Here is a 25,179-nt window from a genome sequence, read left to right as displayed (position 1 = left end):
CGTAATCATGGCAGACATCACCCTTTCAAAAAATCCTTTCGTTCAGCAGTGGCTACCCGGCCTGTTGTTATGCGGCCTGATCGCCAGCGTGACTGCCGCTGTGGCCCAGGTGCCAGGCATCGCTCGTCTGGGTCTGGGATCATTAACTCTGGCGATTATGCTGGGCATCATCGTCGGTAACAGCGTTTACTCTCCTCTTGCCGGCCAGTGTGACGCGGGCGTACAGCTGGCAAAACAAAAACTGCTCAGGCTCGGTGTGATTCTGTTTGGCTTTCGCATCACCTTGCAGCAAATCACCGACGTGGGATTAAGCGGCCTGCTGATTGATGTGCTGACCCTGAGCAGTACGTTCTTTGTGACCTGCCTGCTGGGCCGACGTCTGCTGAAGCTTGACCGCGAAACTGTATGGTTAATTGGTGCAGGCAGCAGCATCTGTGGCGCCGCGGCGGTGCTGGCCACGGAACCGGTGGTCAAAGCGGCGCCGTCAAAAGTGGCCGTTGCCGTCGCTACGGTGGTGCTGTTTGGTACCCTGGCGATTTTTATTTATCCCGTTTTGTGGCCACTGGTGCATGACTTTTTTCCCCGTGTCACGCTGACGCAGTTTGGCATTTTTACCGGTTCAACCATTCATGAGGTGGCGCAGGTCGTTGCTGCCGGACACAGCATTGCGCCCGAAACCGAAAGCAGCGCCGTTATCGCGAAAATGCTGCGCGTCATGCTGCTGGCGCCGTTTTTACTGTTGCTGAGCGGCGTCCTGCGACGTGAGCAGGCAGAACAGCAGAGCGCAAAGCCGGTGACGTTTCCATGGTTTGCCCTGATGTTTGTCGTTGTCGCCTTGTTCAACTCGCTGCACTGGCTGCCGGCCGGATGGGTGAATATGTTCAACACGCTGGGAGGAATATTGCTGACCATGGCAATGGCGGCACTAGGTCTGACCACCCGTTTCACTGCCCTGCGTGCAGCGGGCTATAAACCTGTCCTGTTGGGGGCACTGGTCTTTGGCTGGCTGGTGCTGGGCGGCGGCACGATTAACCTGCTGGTTCAGCGTTTTATCGCGTAAGGCACGTTCATGTCTTTATTAAACCGGCCGCATGCAGGCCGGTTAGCCCGTTTGCTCGCGTACTGAAGGTGTTCATCTCACCCCAACATTGCGAGAAGCGCCGTAAATTAAACCATTGTTATTAGGTAAGATCCTCCCGTAGCTCTATTGTAGACCGGTGATTTTTACGAGCCGGAACTGATGAAGAGAACGTCCCCAACACCGACACCTCACGACGCGCTGTTCCGACAGTTTCTGACCGAGCCGGACGTGGCGCGGGATTTTATGGCAATCCACCTGCCACAAGCGTTGCGCGCCCTGTGCGATCTGACCACGCTTAAGCTGGAATCGGGTTCTTTTGTCGAGGACGACCTGCGGCAGTACTATAGCGATGTGCTGTACAGCGTGAAAACCGCGTCCGGCGAAGGCTATATCCACGTCCTTATTGAACACCAGTCTGGTCCGGATAAACACATGGCCTTCAGGTTAATGCGCTATGCGGTGGCCGCCATGCATCGCCATCTGCAAGCCGGACATCAAACGCTGCCGTTAGTCATTCCCGTCTTGTTCTACACCGGTAAACGTAGCCCCTATCCCTATTCTCTCTGCTGGCTGGATGGCTTTGCGTTACCGGATCAGGCGGGCAAACTTTACACGGCGGCTTTCCCTTTGGTTGACGTAACGCGTATCCCTGACGACGAGATCCTGCACCACCGCCGTATGGCCGCCTTAACGTTACTTCAGAAGCACATCCATCAGCGTAATCTGACCGTGATGCTTGACAGGCTGGTGGCTATTCTCACAAATGAATATCTCTCTTCATCACAGGTTATCTCGCTGGTAAACTACATGGTGCAGGCGGGCGAGGTGTCGGATGCGCACGCCTTAATCCATAAGCTGGCACAGCGGGTGCCGCAACACGGAGACGCACTGATGACCATTGCAGAACAGCTGGAACAAAAAGGGATTGAGAAAGGTATCCGTTTGGGCGAACAGCGTGGTCTTGAGAAAGGCAGAAAGGAAGAAGCGCTGAAGATTGCCCGGGTCATGTTAACTAACGGCTTTGACCGCCCTACCGTCATCAAAATGACCGGCCTGAGCGAAAAAGATATCGCGCAACTCCGCCACTGACAGGTTTGCCCAACCTTTTTAGTCCCCGCATCATTCTGTTGCAGACGCTTGCCAGCTCGCCATGCTGGCAGCCTGTCCTTTCTGACGCCGCTCTGTTCTGCGGGGCAGCAGATATTATCCTGTCGCGCTGCTGTTTGCCTGCCTAATCCGGGTGTAAAAATTTCCGCCGCGCTGCGTTTTGCCCCAGTGTCATCGTGTATCATGCCGTTCAGACTGAGTTGAACCCTTCAGGAGAACGGCATGAAGTATATTGGCGCGCACGTCAGCGCATCGGGTGGTGTGGATCAGGCAGTGATCCGCGCGCATGAACTGGAAGCCACGGCGTTTGCGCTGTTCACCAAAAATCAGCGCCAGTGGAAAGCCGCCCCGCTCTCGGATGAGACTATTGCTGCCTTTCGCGCTGCCTGCGAGAAATACCACTTTTCATCAGATCAGATTCTGCCTCATGACAGCTATCTGATTAATCTGGGGCATCCGGTTATGGAAGCCCTGCAGAAATCCCGCGATGCCTTCGTGGATGAAATGCAGCGTGCAGAGCAACTGGGCCTGACACTGTTAAATTTTCATCCGGGTAGCCATTTACAGCAGATTGACGAGCTGACCTGTTTAAAACGTATCGCTGAGTCCATCAATATCGCACTGGATCAGACCCGCAACGTCACCGCCGTGATTGAAAACACTGCCGGACAGGGCAGTAATCTGGGCTTTCGCTTTGAGCATCTCGCGACCATTATCGAACACGTTGAAGATAAATCTCGCGTAGGTGTTTGTATTGATACCTGCCATGCTTTCGCCGGCGGATATGACCTGTGCAGCGAAGCAGCCTGTACTGAAACCTTTGCCGAGTTTGATCGCATAGTCGGATTTAATTATCTGCGTGGCATGCACCTGAATGATGCCAAAAGTACGCTGGGCAGCCGGGTTGACCGTCACCACAGCCTGGGAGAAGGCAATATCGGTAAAACCGTGTTTAGCTGGATAATGAAGGATTCGCGCTTCGATGGTATTCCGCTGATTCTGGAGACCATCAATCCGGATATCTGGAAAGATGAAATAGCCTGGCTCAAATCAGAGCAACGTTAAAAAAAGGAGCCTGGCGGCTCCTTTTTCCTTTTAAGATCAGGCTTTCGCCAGTTCTTCTTCCGGGCGTTTCAGCACCGCATACCCTAATCCGGCAATGGCTGTGCCGATAACAATCGACAGCAGGTAACCCAGTACCGGGGTAATTGCACCTGGAATCAACAGCACGAAGAGGCCGCCGTGCGGTGCCATCAGTTTGGCACCAATCGCCATAGAAGTGGCACCGGTCACCGCACCGCCGACGATACAGCATGGCAGGACGCGCATGGGGTCACGAGCAGCAAACGGAATCGCACCTTCTGAGATAAAGCACAGGCCCAGAACCAGCGCGGCTTTACCTCCTTCCTGCTGACCTTTATTGAATTTACGACGGGCAACCAGCGTCGCCAGCCCCATTGCCAGCGGTGGCACCATACCCGCAGCCATAATGGCGGCCATCGGTGCATAGGTTTGTGAACTCAGCAGACCGACACCGAAAGCGTAGGCAACTTTGTTAACAGGGCCACCCATGTCGGTACACATCATACCGCCGAGAATAGCACCCAGCAGGATAGCGTTAGCCGTTCCCATGTGAGCCAGCCAGCTGGTCAAACCGCTCATGATGCCCGCGACGGGTTTACCGACCACATAGATCATCAGCAAGCCGGTGATCAGGCTGGCAAACAGCGGAATAATCAGGATAGGTTTTAACGCTTCCATACTTTGTGGCAGCTTCACTTTGCCGCTAATGAGTTTGGCTGCATACCCCGCAATAAAGCCCGCGATGATGCCGCCAAGGAAGCCCGCGTTGATGCTGGTGGCGATCATCCCGCCAATCAGGCCCGGCGTCAGGCCCGGACGGTCCGCGATAGAGAACGCGATAAAACCCGCCAGTACCGGCACCATCAGGGCAAACGCGCTACCGCCACCGATTTGCATCAGCGCAGCCGCCAGCGTACCCGGCTCTTTAAACGCCGTAATACCAAACGCAAACGACAGCGCGATACTCAGACCACCAGCCACCACCATCGGCAGCATGTAAGACACGCCTGTTAACAGATGACGGTAAGCGCCTGCACCGCCCTCTTTTTTCTCTTCCTGATTGCTGTTTTGCGCGCCGGACGGTTTAAACGGCTTCGCTTCAGCAACGGCTTTATCCAGTTCCTGAGCGGTCTTCTTCAGCGCCAGGCCGGTTGAGGTACGGTACATCGGCTTACCCGCAAACTTCGCCAGGTCCACTTCGATATCCGCCGCCACGATCACCAGATCGGCCGCCGCCACTTCTTCTGGCGTAATCGCGTTACCTGCACCAACAGAGCCACGGGTTTCAACTTTTACCCACCAGCCGCGTTTGGTCGCTTCAGCCTGAATAGCTTCAGCCGCCATAAACGTATGTGCTACGCCCGTTGGACAGGCCGTTACGGCAACCACGCGTTTTGGTCCGTTAGCTGACGCTGTTGCAGGGGTTGCAGCCGGAGCGGCTGCGCGGGCCTGCCAGGGTTTCGCTTCGGCTTTCGCACGGTTCAGGAACTGTTCTGGCTCACTGACCGCCTGTTGAACATCCCCCAGCCAGACGGATTTTCCGTTCAGCGCAGCATCGTCAGGCACATGTTGACCGGTGACAATCACCAGTTCGGCTTCCGCCGGGTTTTCTGTTAGCGTCAAACCCGCCTGCGCAGCCGCAGCAGCCAGACGTTGTTTTGCCATGTAGGCAGAGGCCAGTCCTGTTGAAGGATCTTTTATCAGCAGCGTTTTCACTATCGCTCTCCTGCTGTTAGTTAACGGGTTGTAAGTCGACGCGCGCCATCATTGCGGCCAACTGGGTACGATCGGTAACGCCAACGTTGCTCTGGCTCACGGCCATCGCGGCTACCGCAGTAGCCAGACGTAACGTATGTTCACTGGATTCACGCATTAACAGGCCATAAATCAGGCCACCTACCATGGAGTCACCTGCCCCAACGGTGCTGACAACCTCGCACACCGGCGGTTTAGCAATCCATTCACCTGAGGCATTGACCCAAAGTGCGCCTTCTGCACCCAGAGAAATCACCACATGTGCAATGCCCTGCTCACGCAACTCGTGCGCTGCATTAATCACATCCTGCAACGTAGGGAGTTTACGTCCCGCCCAGATTTCCAGCTCGCGACGGTTGGGTTTGACGAGCCATGGTGCGGCCTTCAGGCCTGCGACCAGCGCTTCACGGCTGCTGTCGAAGATAATGCAAGGGCAATGGGTGCGCAGTTCAGTCATCCAGCGGGTAAAGGCGTCAGGATCGACACCTTCCGGCAGGCTGCCGCTGACGCAAACCATGTCGAACTGACCCAGCCAGGTTAATGAATCGCTGGTAAAACGATCCCAGTCCTGCGCGGTCACCCTGAAGCCGGAAAAGTTGAGATCGGTGACGTCCCCGTTTTGCTCGGTGAGCTTGACGTTGATGCGGGTACGGCCATTGACCACCTGAAAGCGGTTAGCAATCCCCAGTTCACTGAACAGCTGTTGGAAACCATCCTGGTTATCTTTCCCCAGAAAGCCCCCTACGGTGACATCAATCCCCAGATCTTTCAGCACTTTGGCAACATTGATGCCTTTACCGGCAGCATGCAATCCGGTGGTTTTCACCAGGTTCACTTCACCGCGCTCAATTTCAGGCGTATAGCCGACCAGGTCGTACGCAGGATTCAACGTGATAGTTGCCACACGTCTGGTCATGCTGCCCCCTCACCTAATCCGCTGTTGATTGCTTCTTCGATGGCGTCTAATGCCTGCTGTGCATCATCACCACTGGCAGTGAAACGCAGGCGATGGCCTTTTTTCACGCCCAGCGCGACCACTTTCATCAGGCTGCGTCCGTTCGCCGGTTTGCCGCTGCCGTCGAGGTTCGTAATCGTGATCTCACTGTTAAACTGCTTGATAACGCTCACCAGTGCCGTACCCGGACGCGCATGTAAGCCATGCTCGTTGCGGATCGTGAATTCTGCAGTCAGTTGGTCCGCCTGCTCGTCGACTTCGCTGGTCAGCAGGGCATAGACACCTGCCGCATCCGCTTTTAATAAACGATCGGCCTTATTACTCTGCAGCAACGCGCTGAGGTAGCCCAGCACGTCCAGAGGACGCTCATCAACGGCTGCCACGCTTATCAGCATGTTGACCGGTTCGCCCTGGTGCTCAAACGCGCTCGCTGCGCGGCTGACGGCTACGCCGCTTTGCAGATTGCCTTTACCGCTGTCACTGAGCCAGATGCCCTGTCCCAGACTCAGAGGATGGCGGGACACCACATCCGCGACATAGCTGGCATCAACCACGCCCGCCGCCTGTAAACGCCCGGCATTTAAGGCCTGCAACGTCATCAAATCACGTGCATTGACGTCGAGGGTAATCAGGGAGGTGTCAAAGCTGAACGCCGCGGGCTGCTTCTCACCCATCAGCAGCGCACGCAGATCTTCCGCTGAGGCCGTTTTAAGCTGTTCGGCAACAGAGTCATCACTCAGCACATGCGTAAGCTGACGTAACAAGGCCAGGTGTTCATCGGATTTGGCCGCAATACCAATCGCGACATAGGCGGTCTGATCGTCGCCCCAGGCAATGCCCTGCGGAAACTGAAAGACCTGCACGCCGGTTTTCAGCACCAGATCGCGCGTGTCGGTGGTGCCATGAGGAATGGCAATACCACTCCCCAGAAAGGTAGAGGTCTGCTGCTCACGTGCCAGCATACCGTTGACATAACCTTCCGCCACATTACCTGCAGCAGTAAGTGCCGCCGCAACCTGACGAATCGCATCTTCTTTATTTTGGGCGCTGGCTCCGGTATGGATGGCCTGCAATTCGAGCTGGAACATAATTCTCCTCGCTTGCTGATTGAATCGTTTCAGCTAACTGGTGTTTAAAAATGCTGTTAGCGGCAACGAAGGTTGCCAGAGCAACGCTGAAACGTTTCAAGAATTGTGATGGAGTGACGTGCCGCAGGCAAGAAAATGCGTTAACGACGTAACAGATCTTTGACATTACGCACAATTCAGTGAGGTCGCAGGAGAATCTTAAAAAAGCGTGCTGAAGTCTGGACGACATCAGGTCGATTTACAGTAGGGAATTTCAGCAACGTCAGCTTTTCAGAGAGAGAAGTGCGATTGACGAACAACGGAAACGATGCGCCAGCGCGTCCTGCCCGTTTAAGCGCTGGCAAATCTGCACAGACTGTTGCTAACACCCTTACGTTGGCATTCAGGGATGAATAAGAACAGCCAGCCAAAGGGAAAACAGCATCGATAATAACGTTGCCAGTAATCCGGGAACAAAAAAAGGATGATCAATTATCCGGCGTCCTAGCTGTGTCGATCCGGTGTCGTCCAGCGTGACAGCAGCCAATAGCGTGGGGTAATTGGGCAGGATAAACAGCGAAGCAGTGGCCGGAAAGCAGGCGATGAGCGCTGCCGGTGCAATACCCATGCTTAGCGCCATTGGAAACAAAATTTTGGTTGAGGCGGCCTGAGAATAGAGAAAACAGGAGACGAGCATAATGATGAGTGCCAGTAGCACAACAGAGTCCGTAAAATAGCTGGCCACGATGTCCTGTATAAAGATGCGATTGCTGTTCATAAAAGTCGTGCCCAGCCAGGCCACACCCAGTATGCAAATACAGGAAGTCATGCCGGTTTTAAAGACGGAGGAATCAGGAATGGTGTGCACATTGACCCGGCATAACATCACAATGGCCATGGCGACAGCGAGCATTACGGTAATTCGGGCCTCGCCGCTATTTAAAACTGGCTCTGAAATGATCCCCACCCTGGGGCTGCTAAAAATGGCATAACACAGGATGACAATAAGCCCGGTAACAAAGATCAGGACTGAACGTTTAGCAAAAGGGGACGATTCATGATGGGATATTTTTTTATTACAGAGAGTCCGGGTGTCCAGTTTATCGCTGTTACGTAGGCGATCCCAGCACAGGTAGAAAAGTGACGTGCACATGAGTGCCATGAAGGTGGCAGGAATCATAACGGTAATCAGGTCAATATAACCCCATCCCAGTTGGGTTTGTTCCAGAATACCCGAGAAAAAAATCACCGCCGCTGAAATGGGCGAGGCGACGATCCCCAGCAATGACGCCACCACCGACAGAGCCAGTGCTCGCGTTGGTCGAAGGTGATGATCTTTCGCCACACCCACAATAACGGGCATACAGGCAAAGGAAACCTGGCCTGTGCTGGCCATCATCGTCAATAGCCAGGTTGACAGAGGTGCCGTCACGACCAGCAGACGAGGATAACGACGAAGAACTCGCTCGGTAAGCTGCACCAGATAATCAATGCCTCCGGCTTGCTGCATGGCCGATATCGCAACGATGACGACCATGATAAACACCATAACCAGCATTGGCAGCTCTCCGGGCGTCGCCCCTAATGCGCACAGCACAACGACACCGGCTCCGCCTGCGAACCCTACGCCAATGCCACCGATTCGCATCCCTAAAAACAGGAAAAAAAGTACGGTAATAAACTGGAGTAAGAGCATGTAGTCTTTCCTTTTTTACGTGCGCCCCTTACCTGCTCACCTGCCCTGCAGGTCTTCACGAATATGCTTTCGCGACAAACGGGAAGACGTTGTGGAAACAGATTTTACCAGGACACCCGTCAGATTAAGTCGAGGGTTTCCTGTGAGGGTTGAACAACGCTGTTATTGCCCGTAAAAGTGCGCGTTCCCTGCTGACTGAGGGAGCATTTCATTGAAAGCGTTGTTGCGAGATACGTAACCGCTGAGAGCCTTCGGTGTTAAGCCAGGCAGCGCCCGAAGGATGAGCACCGCCTGTTTGCGCGCCAGTCAGCCGTTAACCTTACCCAGTTCAGCCGAACGCATTGCAGCATGAATTTCTTCTGCCGCCCCTTCGCCTAAGGGCAGTAAAGGTGAGCGAACCGTCGCATGTTCCAGAATCCCACGCGCGACCAGTGCATGTTTAAGCGCAACAGTTCCTTCCATATGTGAACCGCGATGGTACACCGCCTTAGTCACCGGCATGAGGCGATCGTGAATCGCACGTGCCTTTTTATAGTCCTGTGCTTTACCTGCATTAATCATCTCAATTAGCGGCTCAGGCGCGATATTGCCGTATCCGACTAAAAAGCCGTCGACGTCAAAGATGGTATGAAGCAGATATTCATCGTGGCAGGTTAATACTTGCAGATCAGGGCGTTCCCGTCTGATCACTGGGATCTCAGTATCCCAGCGCCGCATGTTACGCACCCCGTTCTTCATTGCAAACACGCCGGGTTGCGCAGCGATATCAAGTAACGTCTTCAGGTTATAGGTGGCTTTAGTGACATCAGGATACTGGAAGAGAATGAGCGGTAATCCACTCTCCTCATAGACTACGCGATAACGATCCTGAGGCGCGCCCTCCTGGTATCCAAAGCGCAACCAGCCATGTGAAGGATAAAGCAATCCGGCAGTTGCACCCGCTTCGACAGCCCGTTTTGCTTCCCGTGCTGCAACCTCTGTGCCCTCCCCCGTGATGCCCGCAATCACCGGTATTTTGCCCTCAACAGATTTAACAAAAGCTCGAATTACAGCGGCCTGCTCATCCTGAGTCAGGAAAGTCCCCTCACCCGCATGGCCCAATACGACAAGCCCTTTCACACCGTCGATACTGCCCAGCCAGCTTCCAAGGCGCTGGATGGCTGGAAAATCAATATGGCCTTCACGTGTAAAAGGCGTAACGGGCGCCGGTGTTAATCCCCTGAGATCGATATTGATCATCTTAAACTCCTTAATATTTAGATAATTAAATCTGTAACATAGAAATTAAGATCGCATGAAATCGTTTGTGCAATCGTTTTCACTCAAGGGTAAATCTGAACCGTCCCCGGTGCGCCGTCAATATTCATGCGGGTAAAAATGCAGCAATTATCACAAAAAAACAGCGAGGAGAATAACTGCTGCGATCTGGATCTCGGATTCGCTTTCAGGATTTATTGTCATGACGATACCTGATACAGGCTATCTCAGGTATCGGGCGAAGCCGTCGATTTACGCGGTATAAGTGTGGGAATAACAGTGCGGAGGGTCGACGCATTTTTGCCATTTATCAGCATATCAACTGCATTACTGGCAATATGTTCCAGCGGCGTTCTTACAGAGGTTAATGCCACAGGCAACCGGCTTACCAAAGGGATATCGTTGTAGCCGACAAGTGACAATGCCTTACCTATCGTAATATTCAGTTGGTGTGCGGCGGCCATGACGCCGATAGCAATCTCATCGTTCACAGCAAAAATGGCACTGGGCCGTGAGCGACTGTTCAATATGGCTTTTCCCACGTCTTCGCCAGACTGGATATTAAAGTCTGACGAACGGCACCATTCAGGTCGCACCGTTAAGCCTGCCTCGTTCATCGCGCGTTCAAAGCCTTTGCGACGATTCAAGGCATTAGAAGCAAAGTCAGGCCCCCCAATCATGCCTATTTTTTTATGACCCAAATCAATGAGATGGCGCGTGGCCAGGTACCCTCCCATTTCATCATCGCCTACGGAAGAAGGGCTGATTTCATCGGTGCGTAATACCAGCACATGGGGAATATCACGCTCACGTAACGTAAGAGGAAGCGGGTCACCCAAACGGCAGGTCGAGAGAATCAAGCCATCTACGCGTCGGTCCAGCAAAGATTCTACCGCGGCGCTTTCCTGACTGGAGTCATCACCACAGGTCGCGACAATCGCAAAATAGCCGCGTCGTGCGGCTGCGGTGGCGATTTCCTCGTAGAGCATCGCGGTGACGGCATCGGTCATTCGGGGAACCAGCACACCCAGCGTCCCGGTGTCCCCTCTGCGTAAACTTGATGCAACGTAATCTCGCCTGTAACCCAGCTCACGTGCAACCTGGCGAACTTTTTCAGCTGAGGCGCTTTTTGACTGTGGCAGCCTTTCATCCAAAATCCGTGATACGGTCGAAATGCTGACGCCTGCCGCATTAGCAACATCGCGCATCGTGATAAGTCGCTTATCTGACGGGTCCTTTTCCTGGCTTTCCTGATCCACAATTGACTCCAAGTAATAATCTGAGTAGCAAATAACTGTCTACAAACTGTAGCTGCTGCCTGTCGGGACGAAATAGCCTGTTCGCTTGCCGCAAGCGCACCTCAGCGTAATCATGATTCACATTATGCGACTGGCTTTTGATTGCGTTCCCGGCTAGCCCCGCACCGGTAAAGCTTACGTTATGCATTTGGAGGAAATCTCAACCAAACGCTGCCTGATATTATGCGTCCGTTCACGCTTTTTTAATGACATGCCTCTGGAGTGTGAAGTCACTCGCAATTAATTGCACCGCTGAATTGACGCAAACGCATACAGGACAAAGGATAAACCCATGTGAAAACGATTGCATTAACGTTATCACAGCTTATTTTCTCTCTTTAAAGATGTGCAATAACCGTAAGTAAAGGGCCTGAAATTTGATGTCTGTCCTTTCGCTTTCTTACGTTTATGCCCCATGTTACAGGGTATAACTATGACTATTCAGGTTATCGCGTCACGTACGGCTAGCGAGAGTCATTCTGCGGCGCACTCTACTGCGTTACTGGCACGACTCGAGCGCTTACCTATTACGCGACGCTTAAAGCTCATCCGTATCGTTGTTGGATTATCAACGTTTTTCGACGCTTACACGATTATTGCTATTGCATTTGCCCTGCCGCAATTGACCCAGGAATGGGGACTGACGCCAACATTTGTCGGACTGATCATTGCGGCAAGCTACGTCGGGCAGCTGTTTGGCGCATTATTTTTCGGCACCCTGGCGGAGAAGATAGGCAGAATCGGCGTATTACGAATCACCATTATCCTGTTCGTTATCATGGATGCCGCCTGCCTGTTTGCCTGGAATGGTTGGTCAATACTGATTATTCGCTTTTTACAGGGGCTGGGTATTGGTGCGGAAGTGCCTGTCGCCAGTGCCTATATCAATGAATTTGTCGGAGCCAAAAAGCGCGGTCGCTTCTTTTTGCTGTACGAAGTAATTTTTCCTGTCGGTATGATGTGTGCCGGGTTGATCGGTTTTTTCCTGGTACCGGTTTATGGCTGGAAAGTCATGTTTCTTATTGGCCTGATTCCCTCGGCACTGGCTGCGCCATTACGTTGGCTGATGCCAGAATCACCGCGCTGGTTAGTGGTGAAAGGACGTCACCAGGAAGCCGAAAACGTGGTGAGTTCGTTTGAAGCAGAAGCCCTTCGCCGCGGCATGGTGTTGCCTGAACCCGTCATAACACCCGTTGTCCCTGCTGCCGTATCATCAGGTGGTGTCAAAGCGCTTTTTTCGGGAATCTATAAGTCGCGTACCTTTATGCTCTGGGGCCTGTGGCTTACGGTTTACACCATTAACAACGGGATGATTACGTGGTTTCCAACCCTGTACCGAACCTTATTCCATCTGCCGCTGGAAACCAGCCTGGCCTATGGATGGATCACTTCTGCGTGCGGCGTCATCGCTTCTGTTGTCTGTGCGTTCAATATCGATAAAGTAGGAAGAAAGCGCTGGTATAGTTGGGCGTTCATGCTGGCGATTATTCCGTTAGCCGCGCTCTGGGTATCGGGCGCAACAGCCCCTTTGCAGGTACTAATCTTTGGCAGTATCACCTATGCAATATTGCAAACTATCGCTTTCTCGCTGTATCTCTATTCGGCGGAACTGTATCCAACCCGACTACGGGCGGTTGGCACCGCCTTTTCCAGCGCCTGGCTGCGCGCCGGATCGTCACTGGGTCCCCTGATGGTAGGATTTATCGTGTCCGGTTTCGGCATCAGATTTGTTTTCATCATGTTTGCTGTTATTGCACTCATTGGCGGTGTGGTAACACTGCTGTTTGCTGTTGAAACAAAAGGAAAATCGCTGGAAGAACTCTCGCCCTGAGCTGCTTATCGCGGTGTTTACCGGACGGGAAAATAGTGGGGTTACTGCCAGAACCATTAAGTTTATGGACGTGGAGTGCGTTTATGAATTCAGGCGGCCACTGTGTAACCGGGGACAACAAACTTTCCGGGTTATAACGCCATAAACGTGGATGATCATCTGTAGAGACTAAGGTGCGGTGCTTTGCTCAAGATGAATCAGATAATCCATCGCATAATGACGGTTACTACCGCACATCTCAACCGATGGCTGCAGTCCGGCACACACTTTCGGACGCAGAGGCGAGCCAAAAATTTTACAGAGGTTATTATCCGCAAGTTGAACGCACCGGGTATTGGCGGGTTTGCCCAGTGGCATTCCCGGAATGGGCGAGGAAATACTCGGGGCAATACAACATGCGCCACAGTCTGTACGACATTCCATCTTTTACCTCCCCGAACCGCTAAAGCGCGCACGATAACAGAACGTGCCTTACCCTGACATCACCTTTACAGAGAAACAGGCCAGGCGCCGATCGCCGGGCATGCTGTGATGTCGCCTTTGCAACGCCAATGACGTCATGATCCATGATGTATACTGAGATGGCTTTATCCTGTTAGTCGCCATCAGGCACAAAATTTTTCGCGCTGTCTTGCCTGTTCACGTCCGCGCGAGTAACGTTGCGCGCACTATCACTTTGACAGCGAGAACCGCAATGCCAAAAGCGAACGAAATCAAAAAAGGAATGGCCGTCACCCATAACGGCAAACTGCTGCTGGTGAAAGACATTGATGTCCAGAGCCCAAGCGCCCGGGGCGCGGCAACGCTGTATAAAATGCGCTTTACCGATGTGCGCACCGGCATGAAAGTAGAAGAACGCTTCAAAGGCGATGAAATTATTGATGCCATTTCGCTAAGCCGCCGCAGCGTCACCTTCTCTTATATTGATGGTGATGAATACGTCTTCATGGACGATGAAGATTACACGCCTTACGCCTTCAAAAAAGAGCAAATAGAAGAAGAACTGCTGTTTATCCCTGAAGGGGGCATTCCCGGTATCCAGGTGCTCACCATGGACGGACAGGTGCTGGCGCTTGAACTGCCTCAGACGGTTGACATGGAAATTGTGGACACCTCGCCCGGAATTAAAGGCGCGTCGGCCAGCGCACGCACAAAGCCTGCCGGGATGAGTACAGGCCTGGTCGTACAGGTGCCCGAATATCTCAGTAACGGTGAGCGCATTCGCATCCATGTGGCAGAGCGCCGCTATATGGGACGCGCCGACTGATCCAGACTGGCGCGTGCGGCAGGCGAATATTGTTATACTATAACAATATTCGCATAATGCTTTGCAGGAGCCTCAGGCATGACACGTGTTAACCTCCTTACCGGATTTTTAGGCAGTGGAAAGACCACTACGTTGCTTCACCTGTTAGCGCATAAGCCCGCCGGGGAAAACTGGGCTGTACTGGTCAATGAATTCGGTGAGATTGGTATTGATGGCGCATTACTTGCCAACCGCGGCGCCACGCTAAAAGAGATTCCCGGCGGCTGTATGTGTTGCGTTAACGGACTGCCCATGCAAATTGGGTTGAACAGGCTGTTAAAGCAGACTAAACCCGACCGTTTATTAATCGAACCCACTGGACTCGGCCATCCCCGCCAGCTCCTGACCATGCTGACCTCGCCTGCCTATGAGCCCTGGCTCACGCTTCAGGCGACACTGACGCTGCTGGATGCGCGCCAGCTTGCCGACCCACGTATCCTCAATAATGAAAACTTTCGCGATCAACTCCTCGCCGCCGACATCATCATTGGCAATAAACGCGATCGCTGGAGTGACCATGATAAGCAGCGCCTGGCACAATGGCGGGAAGCGCATCAGGCCGATCGCCCGTTTGTGGCTACGGAATTTGGCCGTATCCCTCCAGCCTTACTGGACAAACCGCGAGGTGCGCCGCGTGACATTCCGCATCCTGCACATCACTCTCATTCAACGCCCCCGGGCAGTGGTATTGCGGCAATGCGTCTTGACGGTCAGAGCGCGTGGCGTCGGGCGCTCAATCAGGGCCAGGATTATGTCGCCTGCGGCTGGCTTTTTGACAATGAAACGGTGTTTGACGCTCAGCCTCTGCTTGAATGGGCGAGGCTTGCCCCTGTAGATCGGGTCAAAGGCTTCCTGCGCATAAAGGAAGGCTCAGTCAGTATCAATCGTCAGGGGGAGGATTTTCATTATGAATTGCTGGACACAACGTCGCCAGACAGCCGTGTTGAGATGATTCATTCCGCACCTGCCGACTGGAATAGTTTACAATCCGCCTTGTTGAAGATTCGTTTAAGCTGACATGGTTATGGTCGGCGGTTATTTTTTTACTGGGGCAGATTTATGCACGCAACACGTCTTGTCACCATCCTCCTGCTTAATGCACTGGGGATGATGCTGTTTTTTTCTTGGTACTTACCGCCTCATCACGGGTTTTGGTTTGAAATTGATAAAGGGATTTTTTTCGCCTTCAATAATGAGATGGTTGCTCACCCGGCGTTTGCTCTGCTGGTTGCCATCACTAATTTTCGCGGCTTTGATGCCGTGTCCTTGCTGGCAATGGGCTTGCTCTATCTGTGGCTGTGGTACCGCGAAACGCCCACCGGTCGACGTCGTATGCTGGCCATTGGCATTACCATGCTTGTGACTGCGGTCGTTCTGAATCAGGCCGGCCATCTGTTGCCGGTCAAACACGCCAGCCCGACGCTGTTTTTTGACGGCGTGCATCGTGTCAGTGAGCTGACCGGCATTTCCGCTAAAGATGCGTCAAAGGACAGTTTTCCCGGCGATCATGGCATGATGCTGATGATCTTTGCGGCATTTATGTGGCGTTATTTTGGCTTTCGCCCGTTTTTAGTCGGCGTGGTTATTGTCGTTTTATTCGCTTTGCCGCGCGTGATGGCTGGTGCGCACTGGTTTACGGATATTACGGTGGGTTCGCTTTCTGTTGTTCTGGTGGGATTGAGCTGGTGGTTATTAACACCGGCAAGTGATTATCTGGTTAATTGGTTTTATCACAAATTACCGGGCAAAAATAAACCCCAAGGGTAATTAATTAGCGAGGGCGGGTTAATGATTAAATTTTAAACCGCCCTTACTTATAAAAAACTTAAAGTAACAATTAGCACGCTAACAAAAAATCACGCTGAAGCCGATGATATTACTGGATTTATCCTGTCTGATGAAAGCCAGCCGCGCCGCCGCCCTCCCCGTAACCCGCACTATGCCTGGAATTAGCGTCTGTTTTCCCCTTTCATCCTGTTATTACACTTGCATTCCTGTTGATAAAGTGAACAAGTCATTTAAGTTTGATAAGTATCAAAAAAACCTATCAGAATTTGATTAAAAGCACTCGCCACGGCCTCGGGAATCGGTTAATCTCGGTCGCAGTGAGAAAGAAGTCGCGGTATTAAGCATTCTTTAACAGATAAATTGTGGTGATTTACACATTTTTATAATTAAAGCGTTGTCTTGTTCTGGCTGGCTTATTAATCTCATTCCGTTTTGTCATCTGGCTGGCGACAATCTTGTCGTAAGGACTTCGAAGGAAAACCCGAATAATGGTCAAGTCTCAACCAATACTGAGATATATCTGGCGGATAGCGCCCGCTCTGGCGCTGGCAACACTCCTCTCAGCTTGTAGCAGTACCCATAACGCAAAAATCGAGAATCATGAAGTTAACAACCAGAATGGTTTTTTACTTCAAGCGTCTCAGGATGAGTTCGAAGAGATGGTGCGTAATGTCGATGTTAAGACACGCATCATGGATCAATACGCGAGCTGGAAAGGTGTACGTTACCGTCTTGGCGGTGATACTAAACGCGGCATTGATTGTTCCGCTTTCGTACAGCGTACTTTTCGTGAACAATTTGGATTAGATCTTCCTCGTTCGACCTCCGAACAGCAGGGAACAGGGAAAGAAATCGCACGCAGCAGACTGCGCCCGGGTGACTTAGTCCTCTTCCGTGCAGGTTCCACCGGCCGTCATGTTGGTATCTATCTTGGCAACGACAACTTTGTTCATGCCTCGACCAGCAACGGCGTGATGATCTCCAGCCTTAATGAAGATTACTGGAAAAAACGTTATCGCGAAGCACGTCGGGTATTAAGTCGAAATCCGAGCTAGTGTAGAACGAACGTCCTCTCAGCCAGAGAAAAAAGAACGCTGCCTATGCAGCGTTTTTTTTTCTGAATCCAGCGAATCAACGTAAAAAATACTTGTTTATCAAAATAATAACGAGACATTACTAACTGACTCGTTATATTCTCAAACGCGAAAATGTGTGCGATTGTGCATCATTTAGTTTTGTATTTTGATCAGGGGAAGCACTTCATGCCATTGTCGCGGGCGCTGATACGCCAGGCAACTTATCCTCGTCGCATCGCGTGGAAGAGCGCGATTGTTGGTAGTTTGTTTTTCTTGTTGTTAACGTCTGTTTTGCTTATTCAGACCCAGCACCATCGCAAGCAACAACACAAGCAGTTGCTCATCGACAGCAGCACCGATTTTCAGCACAGCGTGAACGCCCTTATTTCAGATACCCTCATTCCGCTGCTTCCCTTGGTTAAGTCTGAATGCTACATCGTTAATCACGAATTAACCGCGCGTGCAGCCTTTGCGGGTGACATACGCGCCATTATCCTGGTTAAAGACGGTAATGCCTTTTGCTCCTCGGCGACGGGCAGTTTCTCTCAGCCGCTCAGCGCGCTCTCACCGCGCACCGATCCTACACGTGAACGGGATATTCGTTTACTGCCCGGAACGCCAATGCAGCCAACAAAACCGGCGCTGGCGATCTGGATCAAACAACCCGGTACCCAGCAGTCAGGCCTGTTTGTCACGCTGAATGTCAGCCTGTCACCTTATCAACTCAAAGCATCATCTCACCCCGAAATTACCGGTATCGCGTTACTTGCGCATAATACTGCCCTGACAAGCTGGCAGCCCACGCTGGTGCGGAATCACCTGATCCCCTCACCCCTTATGCAGACGCCAATGGACGGATTGCCGTTTCAGTTTGCACTTTATGGTTCAACCTTATCGGCGAGCGACTACCAAACGATCATGCTGATTAGCCTGTTGTTTGCGTTAATTGTCAGCGGGATGAGCTGGGTGTTACTGTCCCGGGTGCGCCGTCCCGGTAAAGAAATCACGATGGGCATTCGACGTGGCGAGTTTCATGTTGAATATCAGCCCATCATCACAGCAGCAGACAGGCAATCGTACGGCATTGAGGCGCTGCTTCGCTGGACGCACCCTTCAGGCGAAGCAATCTCACCCGACATTTTTATCAGTTATGCCGAAGCGCAAAACCAAATCATTCCCCTGACCCGGCACCTTTTTGAGCTGGTTGCACGTGATGCACATCTACTGCGCCACACGCTGCCGAAAGGAACCTGCATCAGTCTGAATATTTCGCCGCTGCATCTGGGTGCCTGCAGCTTTCGCGATGATGTGCTGTACTGGCAAGACAGCATGCCGCACGATCACTTTCAGTACGTTTTTGAGATTACTGAACGTGCTGTGGTGGAAAACAGTAACGCGGCCGCACTGTTTAACTGGCTTCATCAGCGCGGAATTAAAATTGCGGTAGATGATTTCGGTACCGGGCACAGTGCATTAATCTATCTTGAAAAGTATGCGTTTGATTATCTGAAGATTGACCGTGGGTTTGTTCAAAGTATTGGCACCGAAACGATTACCTCGCCCGTACTGGATACAGTCTTACAGCTGTCAAAGAAACTGAATCTGATGAGCGTGGCGGAAGGCGTTGAGACGGATGAGCAGGCAAGCTGGCTGATCAACCGTGGCGTGACACATTTGCAGGGCTATCTGTTTAGCCGCCCGCTACCGCCCGAACAGGTCAAGGCGTTCTTTCTGCGCCAGACCAGCCAGTCCATCAGCCTGTAACACCGCTGCGGCGTCAAAACGTACAGGAGACCGCCCTCTTTATGCCGTTCCGCTATGTTGTTTTGCTGCTGTGCTGCTGGTTGACCAGCCCGCTGCACGCCAGCCCGGTGCAGGTCAGTTACACATTTGCTCAGTTGGGCACGCCGAAGTATGCCGTGGACTTTCATCATTACGACTATGTGAACCCTGACGCGCCGAAGGGCGGCAAAATGGTTCAGGCTGTGCCCGGCACCTACGACAATTTCAACCGCTACGCATCGCGCGGCAATCCGGCGGCGGGCACCGGCACACTGTATGACAGCTTATTTACCACGTCGGATGATGAACCCGGCAGTTACTATCCGCTGATTGCCGAATCCGCCCGTCATCCCGCTGATTTTCGCTGGATGGAGATCACCCTCAACCCGCGTGCGCGATTTCACGATGGCTCTGCCATTACCGCTGAGGATGTCGCGTTTACGTTTCACACATTCATGACCGAAGGCGTGCCCCAGTTTCGTCTCTATTATCGCGGCGTGACGATGGAGGCGGTTAACCGTCTGACGGTGCGTATTACGTTACCGGCACCCGACAAAGATTTGATGCTGAGCTTACTATCGCTGCCGGTGATATCACATACCTTCTGGCAGAATAAAAAGTTTAACGAACCGCTCAGTCAGCCTCCTCTGTCGAGCGGACCTTACCGCATCAGCCGCTGGAAGCTGGGCCAGTTTATTGAGTACAGTCGCGTGAAGGACTACTGGGCAGCTGATTTGCCAGTCAACCGCGGTCGCTTTAATTTTGACGTCATGCGTTACGACTATTACCTGGATGACAACGTGGCGTTTGAGGCGTTTAAGGCCGGCGCTTTCGACCTGCGAGAAGAGACGTCCGCGAAAAAATGGGCAACGCAGTACCGTGGTCGTCACTTTGACGATCAGCAGATTGTGAAAGAATCTATGCCCAATACCGCGTCAATTGATACGCGCTGGCTGGCGCTCAATAATCAAAAACCCCTGTTTCAGGATCGACGGGTACGCCAGGCGATGGCGCTGGCCTTTGATTTTGAATGGATGAATAAAACGCTGTTCTATCATGCTTATAAACGTACCAGCAGCTATTTCCAGAATACAAACTATGCTGCAAAGGGCCAACCTGATGCCGCACAGCAACGGCTACTCACCCCTTTCCGTGCGCAGTTACCGCCGGACATCTTTACCGACGCCTGGGCACCCCCGACAACCCATGGCAGCGGTTACGATCGCACGAACCTGCTTAAAACCATGTCCCTGCTGAACCAGGCTGGCTGGCATGTTAAAAACCAACGCCTGGTGAACGATAAGAGCGGAAAACCCTTTACGGCAGAGCTGCTGTTGCCCGGTGGCACCAACAGCGAATGGGCCCTTCCCTACCAGCATAACCTCTCCCGCCTGGGGATCACCTTAACGCTGCGTCAGATTGACAGCTCTCAGTATCTGCGTCGCCTGCGCAGCGGCGACTATGATATGGTCAGCACGGTGTATCTCGCGATGCCAACGCCCTCACGTAACCTGCAGGCTAGCTGGCAGTCGGACTATATTCAGTCCTCGTGGAACAGCGCCAGGGTTCAGGATCCCGTCGTTGATCACTTCGTTAAAGCGATTGTCGACCATCAGGGTGATGCCGACGCCTTGCTGCCACTGGGGCAGGCGCTGGACCGCATTTTGCTGTGGAATGCGTACATGATCCCGATGTGGTACAGCGCCGACCAGCGCCTTGCCTTTTGGAATAAATTTTCCCATCCTGCGAGGAAACCTGATTACAGTACGGGACTGGATAACTGGTGGTATGACGTCAGTAAAGCCGGCCGCCTGCCCGCTAACCGACGCTGAGGACATCCTGTGGCAATGTACTTTTTTCGCAGACTGTTACTGATCATTCCGACCTTGTGGGCCATTATCACACTCAACTTTTTCATTGTGCAGATCGCGCCCGGCGGCCCGGTTGATCAGGCGCTGGCGAACATTCAGTTTGGCCAGACCAGCGGCATGCCCGGCGCAGGCGGCGCTGACAGCAGCGGAACGCGGGCCGGCCTGAACCGCTCAACGCCTGGCGATAATCAGTATCGCGGCGCACGTGGTCTGGACCCGGAAGTGATCGCCGAAATTGAAAAGCGTTACGGTTTCGACAAACCCATCGGGCAGCGCTATCTTTCGATGCTGTGGAACTACCTGCGCTTTGACTTTGGTGACAGCCTGTTTCGCAGTGCGTCTGTGTTGCAACTGATTAAAGAGAGTTTACCGGTATCCATCAGCCTCGGCCTGTGGAGCACACTGATTATCTATCTGGTGTCGATTCCGTTAGGGATAAAAAAGGCCGTGCGGAATGGTAGCCCGTTTGATATCTGGAGCAGCACGTTCATCATCATTGGCTACTCGGTGCCTGCTTTTCTGTTCGGTATTATGCTGATAGTCCTGTTTGCCGGCGGCAGCTATTTCGACTGGTTTCCCCTGCGCGGGCTGACCTCGCCGCAGTTTGCCACCCTGCCCTGGTATGGCAAGGTGGGGGATTATCTCTGGCATATTGCGCTTCCGGTGCTGGCTACGGTCATTGGCGGTTTTGCTACTTTAACCATGCTGACCAAAAATGCGTTTCTTGATGAGATTCGCAAACATTACGTCGTCACCGCCCGGGCTAAGGGGGTTTCCGAGCGCCGTATCCTGTACCACCACGTGTTCCGCAATGCGATGCTGCTGGTGATAGCCAGCTTCCCCGCCACCTTTATCAGTATGTTTTTTACCAGCTCGGTCCTGATTGAGGTGATGTTCTCGCTGAATGGTTTAGGTCTGCTGGGATTTGATGCCACCGTCCAGCGGGATTATCCGGTGATGTTTGGTACCCTGTATATTTTCACCCTGATTGGGTTGCTGATGAATATCCTGAGTGATTTGACCTACACGCTGGTTGATCCTCGTATCGATTTTGAGAGGCGATAATGCAGATTTCGCGTTTAAACCAGCAACGCTGGCAGCGCTTCCGGCATCATCGACGCGGCTACTGGTCGCTGTGGATTTTTCTGTTTATCTTTGTTCTTTCCCTGTGTGCCGAGCTGGTTGCCAACGACAAGCCGCTGCTGGTGCACTATCAGCACCGCTGGTACGCGCCCCTGTTTTTTAACTACAGCGAAACTGACTTCGGCGGCGACTTTGCGACGGCAGCCGATTATCAGGATCCCTGGCTGCAACAGCGGCTGGAAAAAGCGGGTTGGGCGCTCTGGGCACCCATTCGCTTTGGAGCCAATACCCTCAATTTTGCGTCACAGGTGCCTTTCCCTTCACCTCCCTCGCGACAAAACTGGCTGGGTACTGACGCCAACGGTGGCGACGTGCTGGCGCGGTTGCTGTACGGTCTGCGTATTTCGCTTCTGTTCGGTCTGCTGCTTACGCTGTTTTCCAGCGTCATCGGTATCGTCATTGGCGCAATACAGGGCTACTTTGGCGGCAGAACAGATCTGATAGGACAACGACTTACAGAAGTCTGGTCCGGTATGCCTTCGCTGTTTTTACTGATTCTGCTGTCCAGCGTGGTTCAGCCCAGCTTCTGGTGGCTGCTGCTGGTGACCGTGCTGTTTGGCTGGATGAGCCTGGTCAGCGTGGTCCGAGCCGAATTTTTGCGTACCCGCAACTTTGACTATATTCGCGCGGCGCAGGCGCTGGGCGTCAACGACGCACGCATCATGCTGCGGCATATGCTGCCGAATGCGATGGTCGCTACGCTGACCTTTCTGCCTTTTATTCTGTGCGGTTCGATTACCACGCTGACGTCCCTCGATTTTCTAGGTTTTGGCTTGCCCATCGGTTCGCCTTCGCTGGGTGAATTGCTGCTGCAGGGAAAAAATAATTTGCAGGCACCGTGGCTGGGTTTATCTGGTTTTTTTACGCTAGCGATACTGCTGTCGCTGCTGATTTTCATTGGTGAAGCCGTACGCGACGCCTTCGATCCCAGTAAAGGAGTCTGAATGGACGCGCCGCTGCTTGCCGTTAATCACCTTTCCATCGCCTTTCGTCAGGGCAAACAGCTGCATCAGGTCGTGAAGGATGTTTCACTGTGCGTTGAGGCGGGAGAAACGCTGGCGCTGGTAGGCGAATCCGGCTCGGGTAAAAGCGTCACGGCCCTGTCAGTCATGCGGCTCCTGCATGAGGCCGCCGTCGTCTATCCGCAGGGAGAGATTCTGTTCGCCGGTGAGAACCTGTTAACGGCATCAGAGCAGCACCTTCGCGGACTGCGTGGCAATCAAATGGCGATGATTTTTCAGGAACCCATGGTTTCTCTCAATCCGCTGCACAGCATCGAAAAACAGCTGTACGAAGTTCTGTCTTTGCATCGCGGGCTGCGGCGGGAAGCGGCACGGGCAGAGATTATTCGCTGTCTGGATCGCGTCGGTATTCGCCAGCCCGCCTCGCGACTCAATGATTTTCCGCACCAGCTCTCCGGCGGTGAACGCCAGCGCGTCATGATCGCCATGGCGCTGCTCACCCAACCGAAGCTGTTGATTGCCGATGAACCGACGACCGCACTGGATGTCACGGTACAGGCGCAAATCCTTACCCTGCTGCGTGAACTGCAACAGGAACTGAATATGGGGATGCTGTTTATTACGCATAACCTGAACATCGTTCGTCAGCTGGCGGATAACGTGAGCGTCATGCGCGCCGGTCAGGTGGTGGAGCACAACCGCAGCGCGGTTCTGCTTCGTCAGCCGGAGCACGCTTACACTCAGCAACTCCTTGCGGCCAACCCGGAAGGCCGCGCCGTGCCGCTCGCGGCCGAATCTCCTGTGATGCTGAACGTGGCGCATTTGCGCGTCACTTTCCCCCTGCATCAGGGGCTGTTTAAGCGTAAAACGGGCGAAAAGATTGCCGTCAACTCGATCAGTTTTCGCCTGAAACGCGGGGAAAGCCTGGGGCTGGTGGGCGAATCCGGTTCGGGGAAAAGCACCACCGGGCTGGCCCTGCTGCGACTGATAGCCGCTCAGGGCGAAGTCTGGTTTGATCATCAACCGCTGCATCAACTGTCACGTAAACAGCTGTTGCCGCTTCGCCGCCGTATTCAGGTAGTGTTTCAGGATCCTGACTCTGCGCTTAATCCGCGCATGACCGTCCTGCAAATTATCGCCGAAGGGCTGGCGGTGCATTTTCCGCAGTTGAGTGCGGCACAGCAGGAAGAGCGGGTTATCGCGGTGATGGCAGAAGTCGGGCTGGACACGGAGAGCCGCCATCGTTATCCGGCAGAGTTTTCGGGCGGACAGCGGCAGCGAATCGCTATTGCACGCGCACTGATTCTGGAGCCTGAACTGCTGTTGCTGGATGAACCCACATCATCGCTGGATCGCTCGGTCCAAAAACAGATTCTGGATCTGCTGCGTGGACTGCAACAGCAACGTCAGCTCAGCTATGTGTTTATCAGCCACGATCTGGAAGTGGTTCGCTCGCTCTGCCATCAGCTGATCGTCCTGCGACAGGGAGAGGTGGTGGAACAAGGTGACTGTGAAACGTTATTCGCCGCCCCACAGCAAGCCTATACTCGCGAGCTGCTCAGGTCAGTGGCGCTCAGCGACCAATAAAGGTCTCCGCAATCGCAACGCCCTGGTTTTTCAGACAGCAGTTAGTGGCGCTTTCATCACAACGGCGGATAAAAAGACAGGGTTGCCCTTCGCACTCGGCAATTTTGCCATCGACCTGAATGGCGGTCAGCATGTCTTTCAGTTCATGCAAAATCTCCCAGGCGGGCACGCCATCATGGCTTATCAGACGAAGCGCGATAACATCGTGCTCTTCTGAATCCGTATCGTCAGTCTCAATCACGCTATGACGATCGCTCAACCAGCGAAACCGCTGGGGTAAACGATGCACCACCGAAAGTTGCAACATAGTGATCAGTATCTCCAGAGAATGCAGCCAATTCACCACCAACGGTATCAGCATCGCGCGCCGAACCTGTCATGCGCGTTATCTGCCAAATTGCGAGTTGAATCTCATTTTGGGCTATATGTACCGCGTTTAATGATAACTAACAATCATTTTAGACCCAATGTGATTACTTTATTTGCTATTTTTTTTCACAAATAAGAAACATTATTGTCTTTGCAGGTCAGGAC

21 protein-coding genes are annotated in these 25,179 nt (G+C 53.0%); 13 read left to right on the top strand and 8 right to left on the bottom strand.

Features of this window, described 5'->3' with window-relative positions; genetic code table 11:
• The first annotated feature begins 7 nt into the window (after positions 1–7).
• The 3 genes from RAC90_RS19120 to nfo all read left to right on the top strand — a co-directional run bounded on the left by RAC90_RS19120 (position 8) and on the right by nfo (position 3,253).
• Positions 8–1,060: a YeiH family protein gene (locus tag RAC90_RS19120; RefSeq protein WP_058702633.1), complete on the top strand. Its 1,053-nt coding sequence runs from the start codon at positions 8–10 to the stop codon at positions 1,058–1,060.
• A 180-nt stretch (positions 1,061–1,240) separates the two neighbouring features.
• Positions 1,241–2,170, top strand: coding sequence for an Rpn family recombination-promoting nuclease/putative transposase (locus RAC90_RS19115; protein WP_033740571.1), 930 nt, complete (start codon positions 1,241–1,243; stop codon positions 2,168–2,170).
• Positions 2,171–2,410: 240 nt separating this feature from the next.
• Positions 2,411–3,253, top strand: coding sequence for a deoxyribonuclease IV (gene nfo, locus RAC90_RS19110; RefSeq protein ID WP_033740573.1), 843 nt, complete (start codon positions 2,411–2,413; stop codon positions 3,251–3,253).
• A gap of 36 nt (positions 3,254–3,289) precedes the next feature.
• Here nfo and fruA read toward each other — a convergent pair whose 3' ends face one another.
• From fruA to RAC90_RS19080, 6 genes are all read right to left on the bottom strand, one after another.
• Positions 3,290–4,987: a PTS fructose transporter subunit IIBC gene (gene fruA, locus RAC90_RS19105; RefSeq protein WP_006119954.1), complete on the bottom strand. Its 1,698-nt coding sequence runs from the start codon at positions 4,985–4,987 to the stop codon at positions 3,290–3,292.
• 16 nt (positions 4,988–5,003) lie between these two features.
• Positions 5,004–5,942: a 1-phosphofructokinase gene (gene fruK, locus RAC90_RS19100; RefSeq protein ID WP_006119955.1), complete on the bottom strand. Its 939-nt coding sequence runs from the start codon at positions 5,940–5,942 to the stop codon at positions 5,004–5,006.
• Positions 5,939–7,069, bottom strand: coding sequence for a fused PTS fructose transporter subunit IIA/HPr protein (gene fruB, locus RAC90_RS19095; protein ID WP_054633443.1), 1,131 nt, complete (start codon positions 7,067–7,069; stop codon positions 5,939–5,941). Before fruB ends, fruK begins: the two co-directional genes overlap by 4 nt.
• 382 nt (positions 7,070–7,451) lie before the next feature.
• The gene (locus RAC90_RS19090; RefSeq protein WP_375124659.1) at positions 7,452–8,744 is read right to left on the bottom strand and encodes an anaerobic C4-dicarboxylate transporter family protein; all 1,293 of its coding nucleotides are present in this window, start codon (positions 8,742–8,744) and stop codon (positions 7,452–7,454) included.
• A gap of 306 nt (positions 8,745–9,050) precedes the next feature.
• Positions 9,051–9,983 (bottom strand): dihydrodipicolinate synthase family protein, encoded by a 933-nt coding sequence (locus tag RAC90_RS19085; RefSeq protein WP_367143843.1) that lies wholly within the window; start codon positions 9,981–9,983, stop codon positions 9,051–9,053.
• Between the two features lie 245 nt (positions 9,984–10,228).
• The gene (locus RAC90_RS19080; RefSeq protein ID WP_054633573.1) at positions 10,229–11,260 is read right to left on the bottom strand and encodes a LacI family DNA-binding transcriptional regulator; all 1,032 of its coding nucleotides are present in this window, start codon (positions 11,258–11,260) and stop codon (positions 10,229–10,231) included.
• A gap of 472 nt (positions 11,261–11,732) precedes the next feature.
• On the opposite strand from RAC90_RS19080, the gene RAC90_RS19075 reads away from it, so the two are divergent.
• On the top strand, positions 11,733–13,130 hold the full coding sequence (locus RAC90_RS19075) for an MFS transporter (RefSeq protein WP_054633440.1): 1,398 nt from the start codon (positions 11,733–11,735) through the stop codon (positions 13,128–13,130).
• A gap of 168 nt (positions 13,131–13,298) precedes the next feature.
• On the opposite strand, the gene RAC90_RS19070 is transcribed toward RAC90_RS19075, so the two are convergent.
• Positions 13,299–13,553: a YkgJ family cysteine cluster protein gene (locus RAC90_RS19070; RefSeq protein ID WP_072193592.1), complete on the bottom strand. Its 255-nt coding sequence runs from the start codon at positions 13,551–13,553 to the stop codon at positions 13,299–13,301.
• A 271-nt stretch (positions 13,554–13,824) separates the two neighbouring features.
• On the opposite strand from RAC90_RS19070, the gene yeiP reads away from it, so the two are divergent.
• The 9 genes from yeiP to yejF all read left to right on the top strand — a co-directional run bounded on the left by yeiP (position 13,825) and on the right by yejF (position 24,645).
• On the top strand, positions 13,825–14,397 hold the full coding sequence (gene yeiP / locus RAC90_RS19065) for an elongation factor P-like protein YeiP (protein WP_006119958.1): 573 nt from the start codon (positions 13,825–13,827) through the stop codon (positions 14,395–14,397).
• 78 nt (positions 14,398–14,475) lie between these two features.
• On the top strand, positions 14,476–15,453 hold the full coding sequence (locus RAC90_RS19060) for a CobW family GTP-binding protein (RefSeq protein WP_375124658.1): 978 nt from the start codon (positions 14,476–14,478) through the stop codon (positions 15,451–15,453).
• A 42-nt stretch (positions 15,454–15,495) separates the two neighbouring features.
• Entirely contained in the window at positions 15,496–16,203 is a 708-nt protein-coding gene (locus RAC90_RS19055; protein ID WP_375124657.1) for a phosphatase PAP2 family protein, read from the top strand.
• A gap of 509 nt (positions 16,204–16,712) precedes the next feature.
• On the top strand, positions 16,713–17,279 hold the full coding sequence (gene mepS / locus RAC90_RS19050) for a bifunctional murein DD-endopeptidase/murein LD-carboxypeptidase (protein ID WP_006119961.1): 567 nt from the start codon (positions 16,713–16,715) through the stop codon (positions 17,277–17,279).
• Between the two features lie 207 nt (positions 17,280–17,486).
• Positions 17,487–19,064, top strand: a complete 1,578-nt coding sequence (locus RAC90_RS19045) for a cyclic di-GMP phosphodiesterase (protein WP_375124656.1) — start codon at positions 17,487–17,489, stop codon at positions 19,062–19,064.
• Positions 19,065–19,105: 41 nt separating this feature from the next.
• Positions 19,106–20,914, top strand: a complete 1,809-nt coding sequence (locus RAC90_RS19040) for an extracellular solute-binding protein (RefSeq protein ID WP_375124655.1) — start codon at positions 19,106–19,108, stop codon at positions 20,912–20,914.
• 9 nt (positions 20,915–20,923) lie between these two features.
• Positions 20,924–22,018 (top strand): microcin C ABC transporter permease YejB, encoded by a 1,095-nt coding sequence (locus RAC90_RS19035; RefSeq protein WP_006119967.1) that lies wholly within the window; start codon positions 20,924–20,926, stop codon positions 22,016–22,018.
• Positions 22,018–23,040, top strand: coding sequence for an ABC transporter permease (locus RAC90_RS19030; protein ID WP_039338172.1), 1,023 nt, complete (start codon positions 22,018–22,020; stop codon positions 23,038–23,040). The genes RAC90_RS19035 and RAC90_RS19030 overlap by 1 nt, the downstream gene beginning before the upstream one ends.
• A complete protein-coding gene (gene yejF / locus RAC90_RS19025) occupies positions 23,041–24,645 on the top strand; it encodes a microcin C ABC transporter ATP-binding protein YejF (protein ID WP_375124654.1) in 1,605 nt (534 codons plus the stop codon).
• On the opposite strand, the gene RAC90_RS19020 is transcribed toward yejF, so the two are convergent.
• Positions 24,632–24,952 (bottom strand): hypothetical protein, encoded by a 321-nt coding sequence (locus RAC90_RS19020; RefSeq protein WP_033740957.1) that lies wholly within the window; start codon positions 24,950–24,952, stop codon positions 24,632–24,634. The genes yejF and RAC90_RS19020 overlap by 14 nt on opposite strands.
• Positions 24,953–25,179: the final 227 nt, after the last annotated feature.

It is taken from the genome of Pantoea sp. CS_6 (assembly GCF_041954745.1).
Classification (GTDB): Bacteria; Pseudomonadota; Gammaproteobacteria; order Enterobacterales; family Enterobacteriaceae; genus Pantoea; species Pantoea stewartii.
This window is presented reverse-complemented; position numbering and strand designations above follow the sequence as displayed.

Coding starts and splice junctions, on each gene's coding strand:
- mepS (WP_006119961.1), top strand. CDS start 16,713: ATGGTCAAGTCTCAACCAATACTGAGATATATCTGGCGGATAGCGCCC.
- RAC90_RS19075 (WP_054633440.1), top strand. CDS start 11,733: ATGACTATTCAGGTTATCGCGTCACGTACGGCTAGCGAGAGTCATTCT.
- RAC90_RS19055 (WP_375124657.1), top strand. CDS start 15,496: ATGCACGCAACACGTCTTGTCACCATCCTCCTGCTTAATGCACTGGGG.
- RAC90_RS19040 (WP_375124655.1), top strand. CDS start 19,106: ATGCCGTTCCGCTATGTTGTTTTGCTGCTGTGCTGCTGGTTGACCAGC.
- RAC90_RS19030 (WP_039338172.1), top strand. CDS start 22,018: ATGCAGATTTCGCGTTTAAACCAGCAACGCTGGCAGCGCTTCCGGCAT.
- RAC90_RS19060 (WP_375124658.1), top strand. CDS start 14,476: ATGACACGTGTTAACCTCCTTACCGGATTTTTAGGCAGTGGAAAGACC.
- RAC90_RS19045 (WP_375124656.1), top strand. CDS start 17,487: ATGCCATTGTCGCGGGCGCTGATACGCCAGGCAACTTATCCTCGTCGC.
- nfo (WP_033740573.1), top strand. CDS start 2,411: ATGAAGTATATTGGCGCGCACGTCAGCGCATCGGGTGGTGTGGATCAG.
- fruK (WP_006119955.1), bottom strand. CDS start 5,942: ATGACCAGACGTGTGGCAACTATCACGTTGAATCCTGCGTACGACCTG.
- RAC90_RS19085 (WP_367143843.1), bottom strand. CDS start 9,983: ATGATCAATATCGATCTCAGGGGATTAACACCGGCGCCCGTTACGCCT.
- RAC90_RS19090 (WP_375124659.1), bottom strand. CDS start 8,744: ATGCTCTTACTCCAGTTTATTACCGTACTTTTTTTCCTGTTTTTAGGG.
- RAC90_RS19120 (WP_058702633.1), top strand. CDS start 8: ATGGCAGACATCACCCTTTCAAAAAATCCTTTCGTTCAGCAGTGGCTA.
- RAC90_RS19115 (WP_033740571.1), top strand. CDS start 1,241: ATGAAGAGAACGTCCCCAACACCGACACCTCACGACGCGCTGTTCCGA.
- RAC90_RS19020 (WP_033740957.1), bottom strand. CDS start 24,952: ATGTTGCAACTTTCGGTGGTGCATCGTTTACCCCAGCGGTTTCGCTGG.
- RAC90_RS19070 (WP_072193592.1), bottom strand. CDS start 13,553: ATGGAATGTCGTACAGACTGTGGCGCATGTTGTATTGCCCCGAGTATT.
- fruB (WP_054633443.1), bottom strand. CDS start 7,069: ATGTTCCAGCTCGAATTGCAGGCCATCCATACCGGAGCCAGCGCCCAA.
- yeiP (WP_006119958.1), top strand. CDS start 13,825: ATGCCAAAAGCGAACGAAATCAAAAAAGGAATGGCCGTCACCCATAAC.
- yejF (WP_375124654.1), top strand. CDS start 23,041: ATGGACGCGCCGCTGCTTGCCGTTAATCACCTTTCCATCGCCTTTCGT.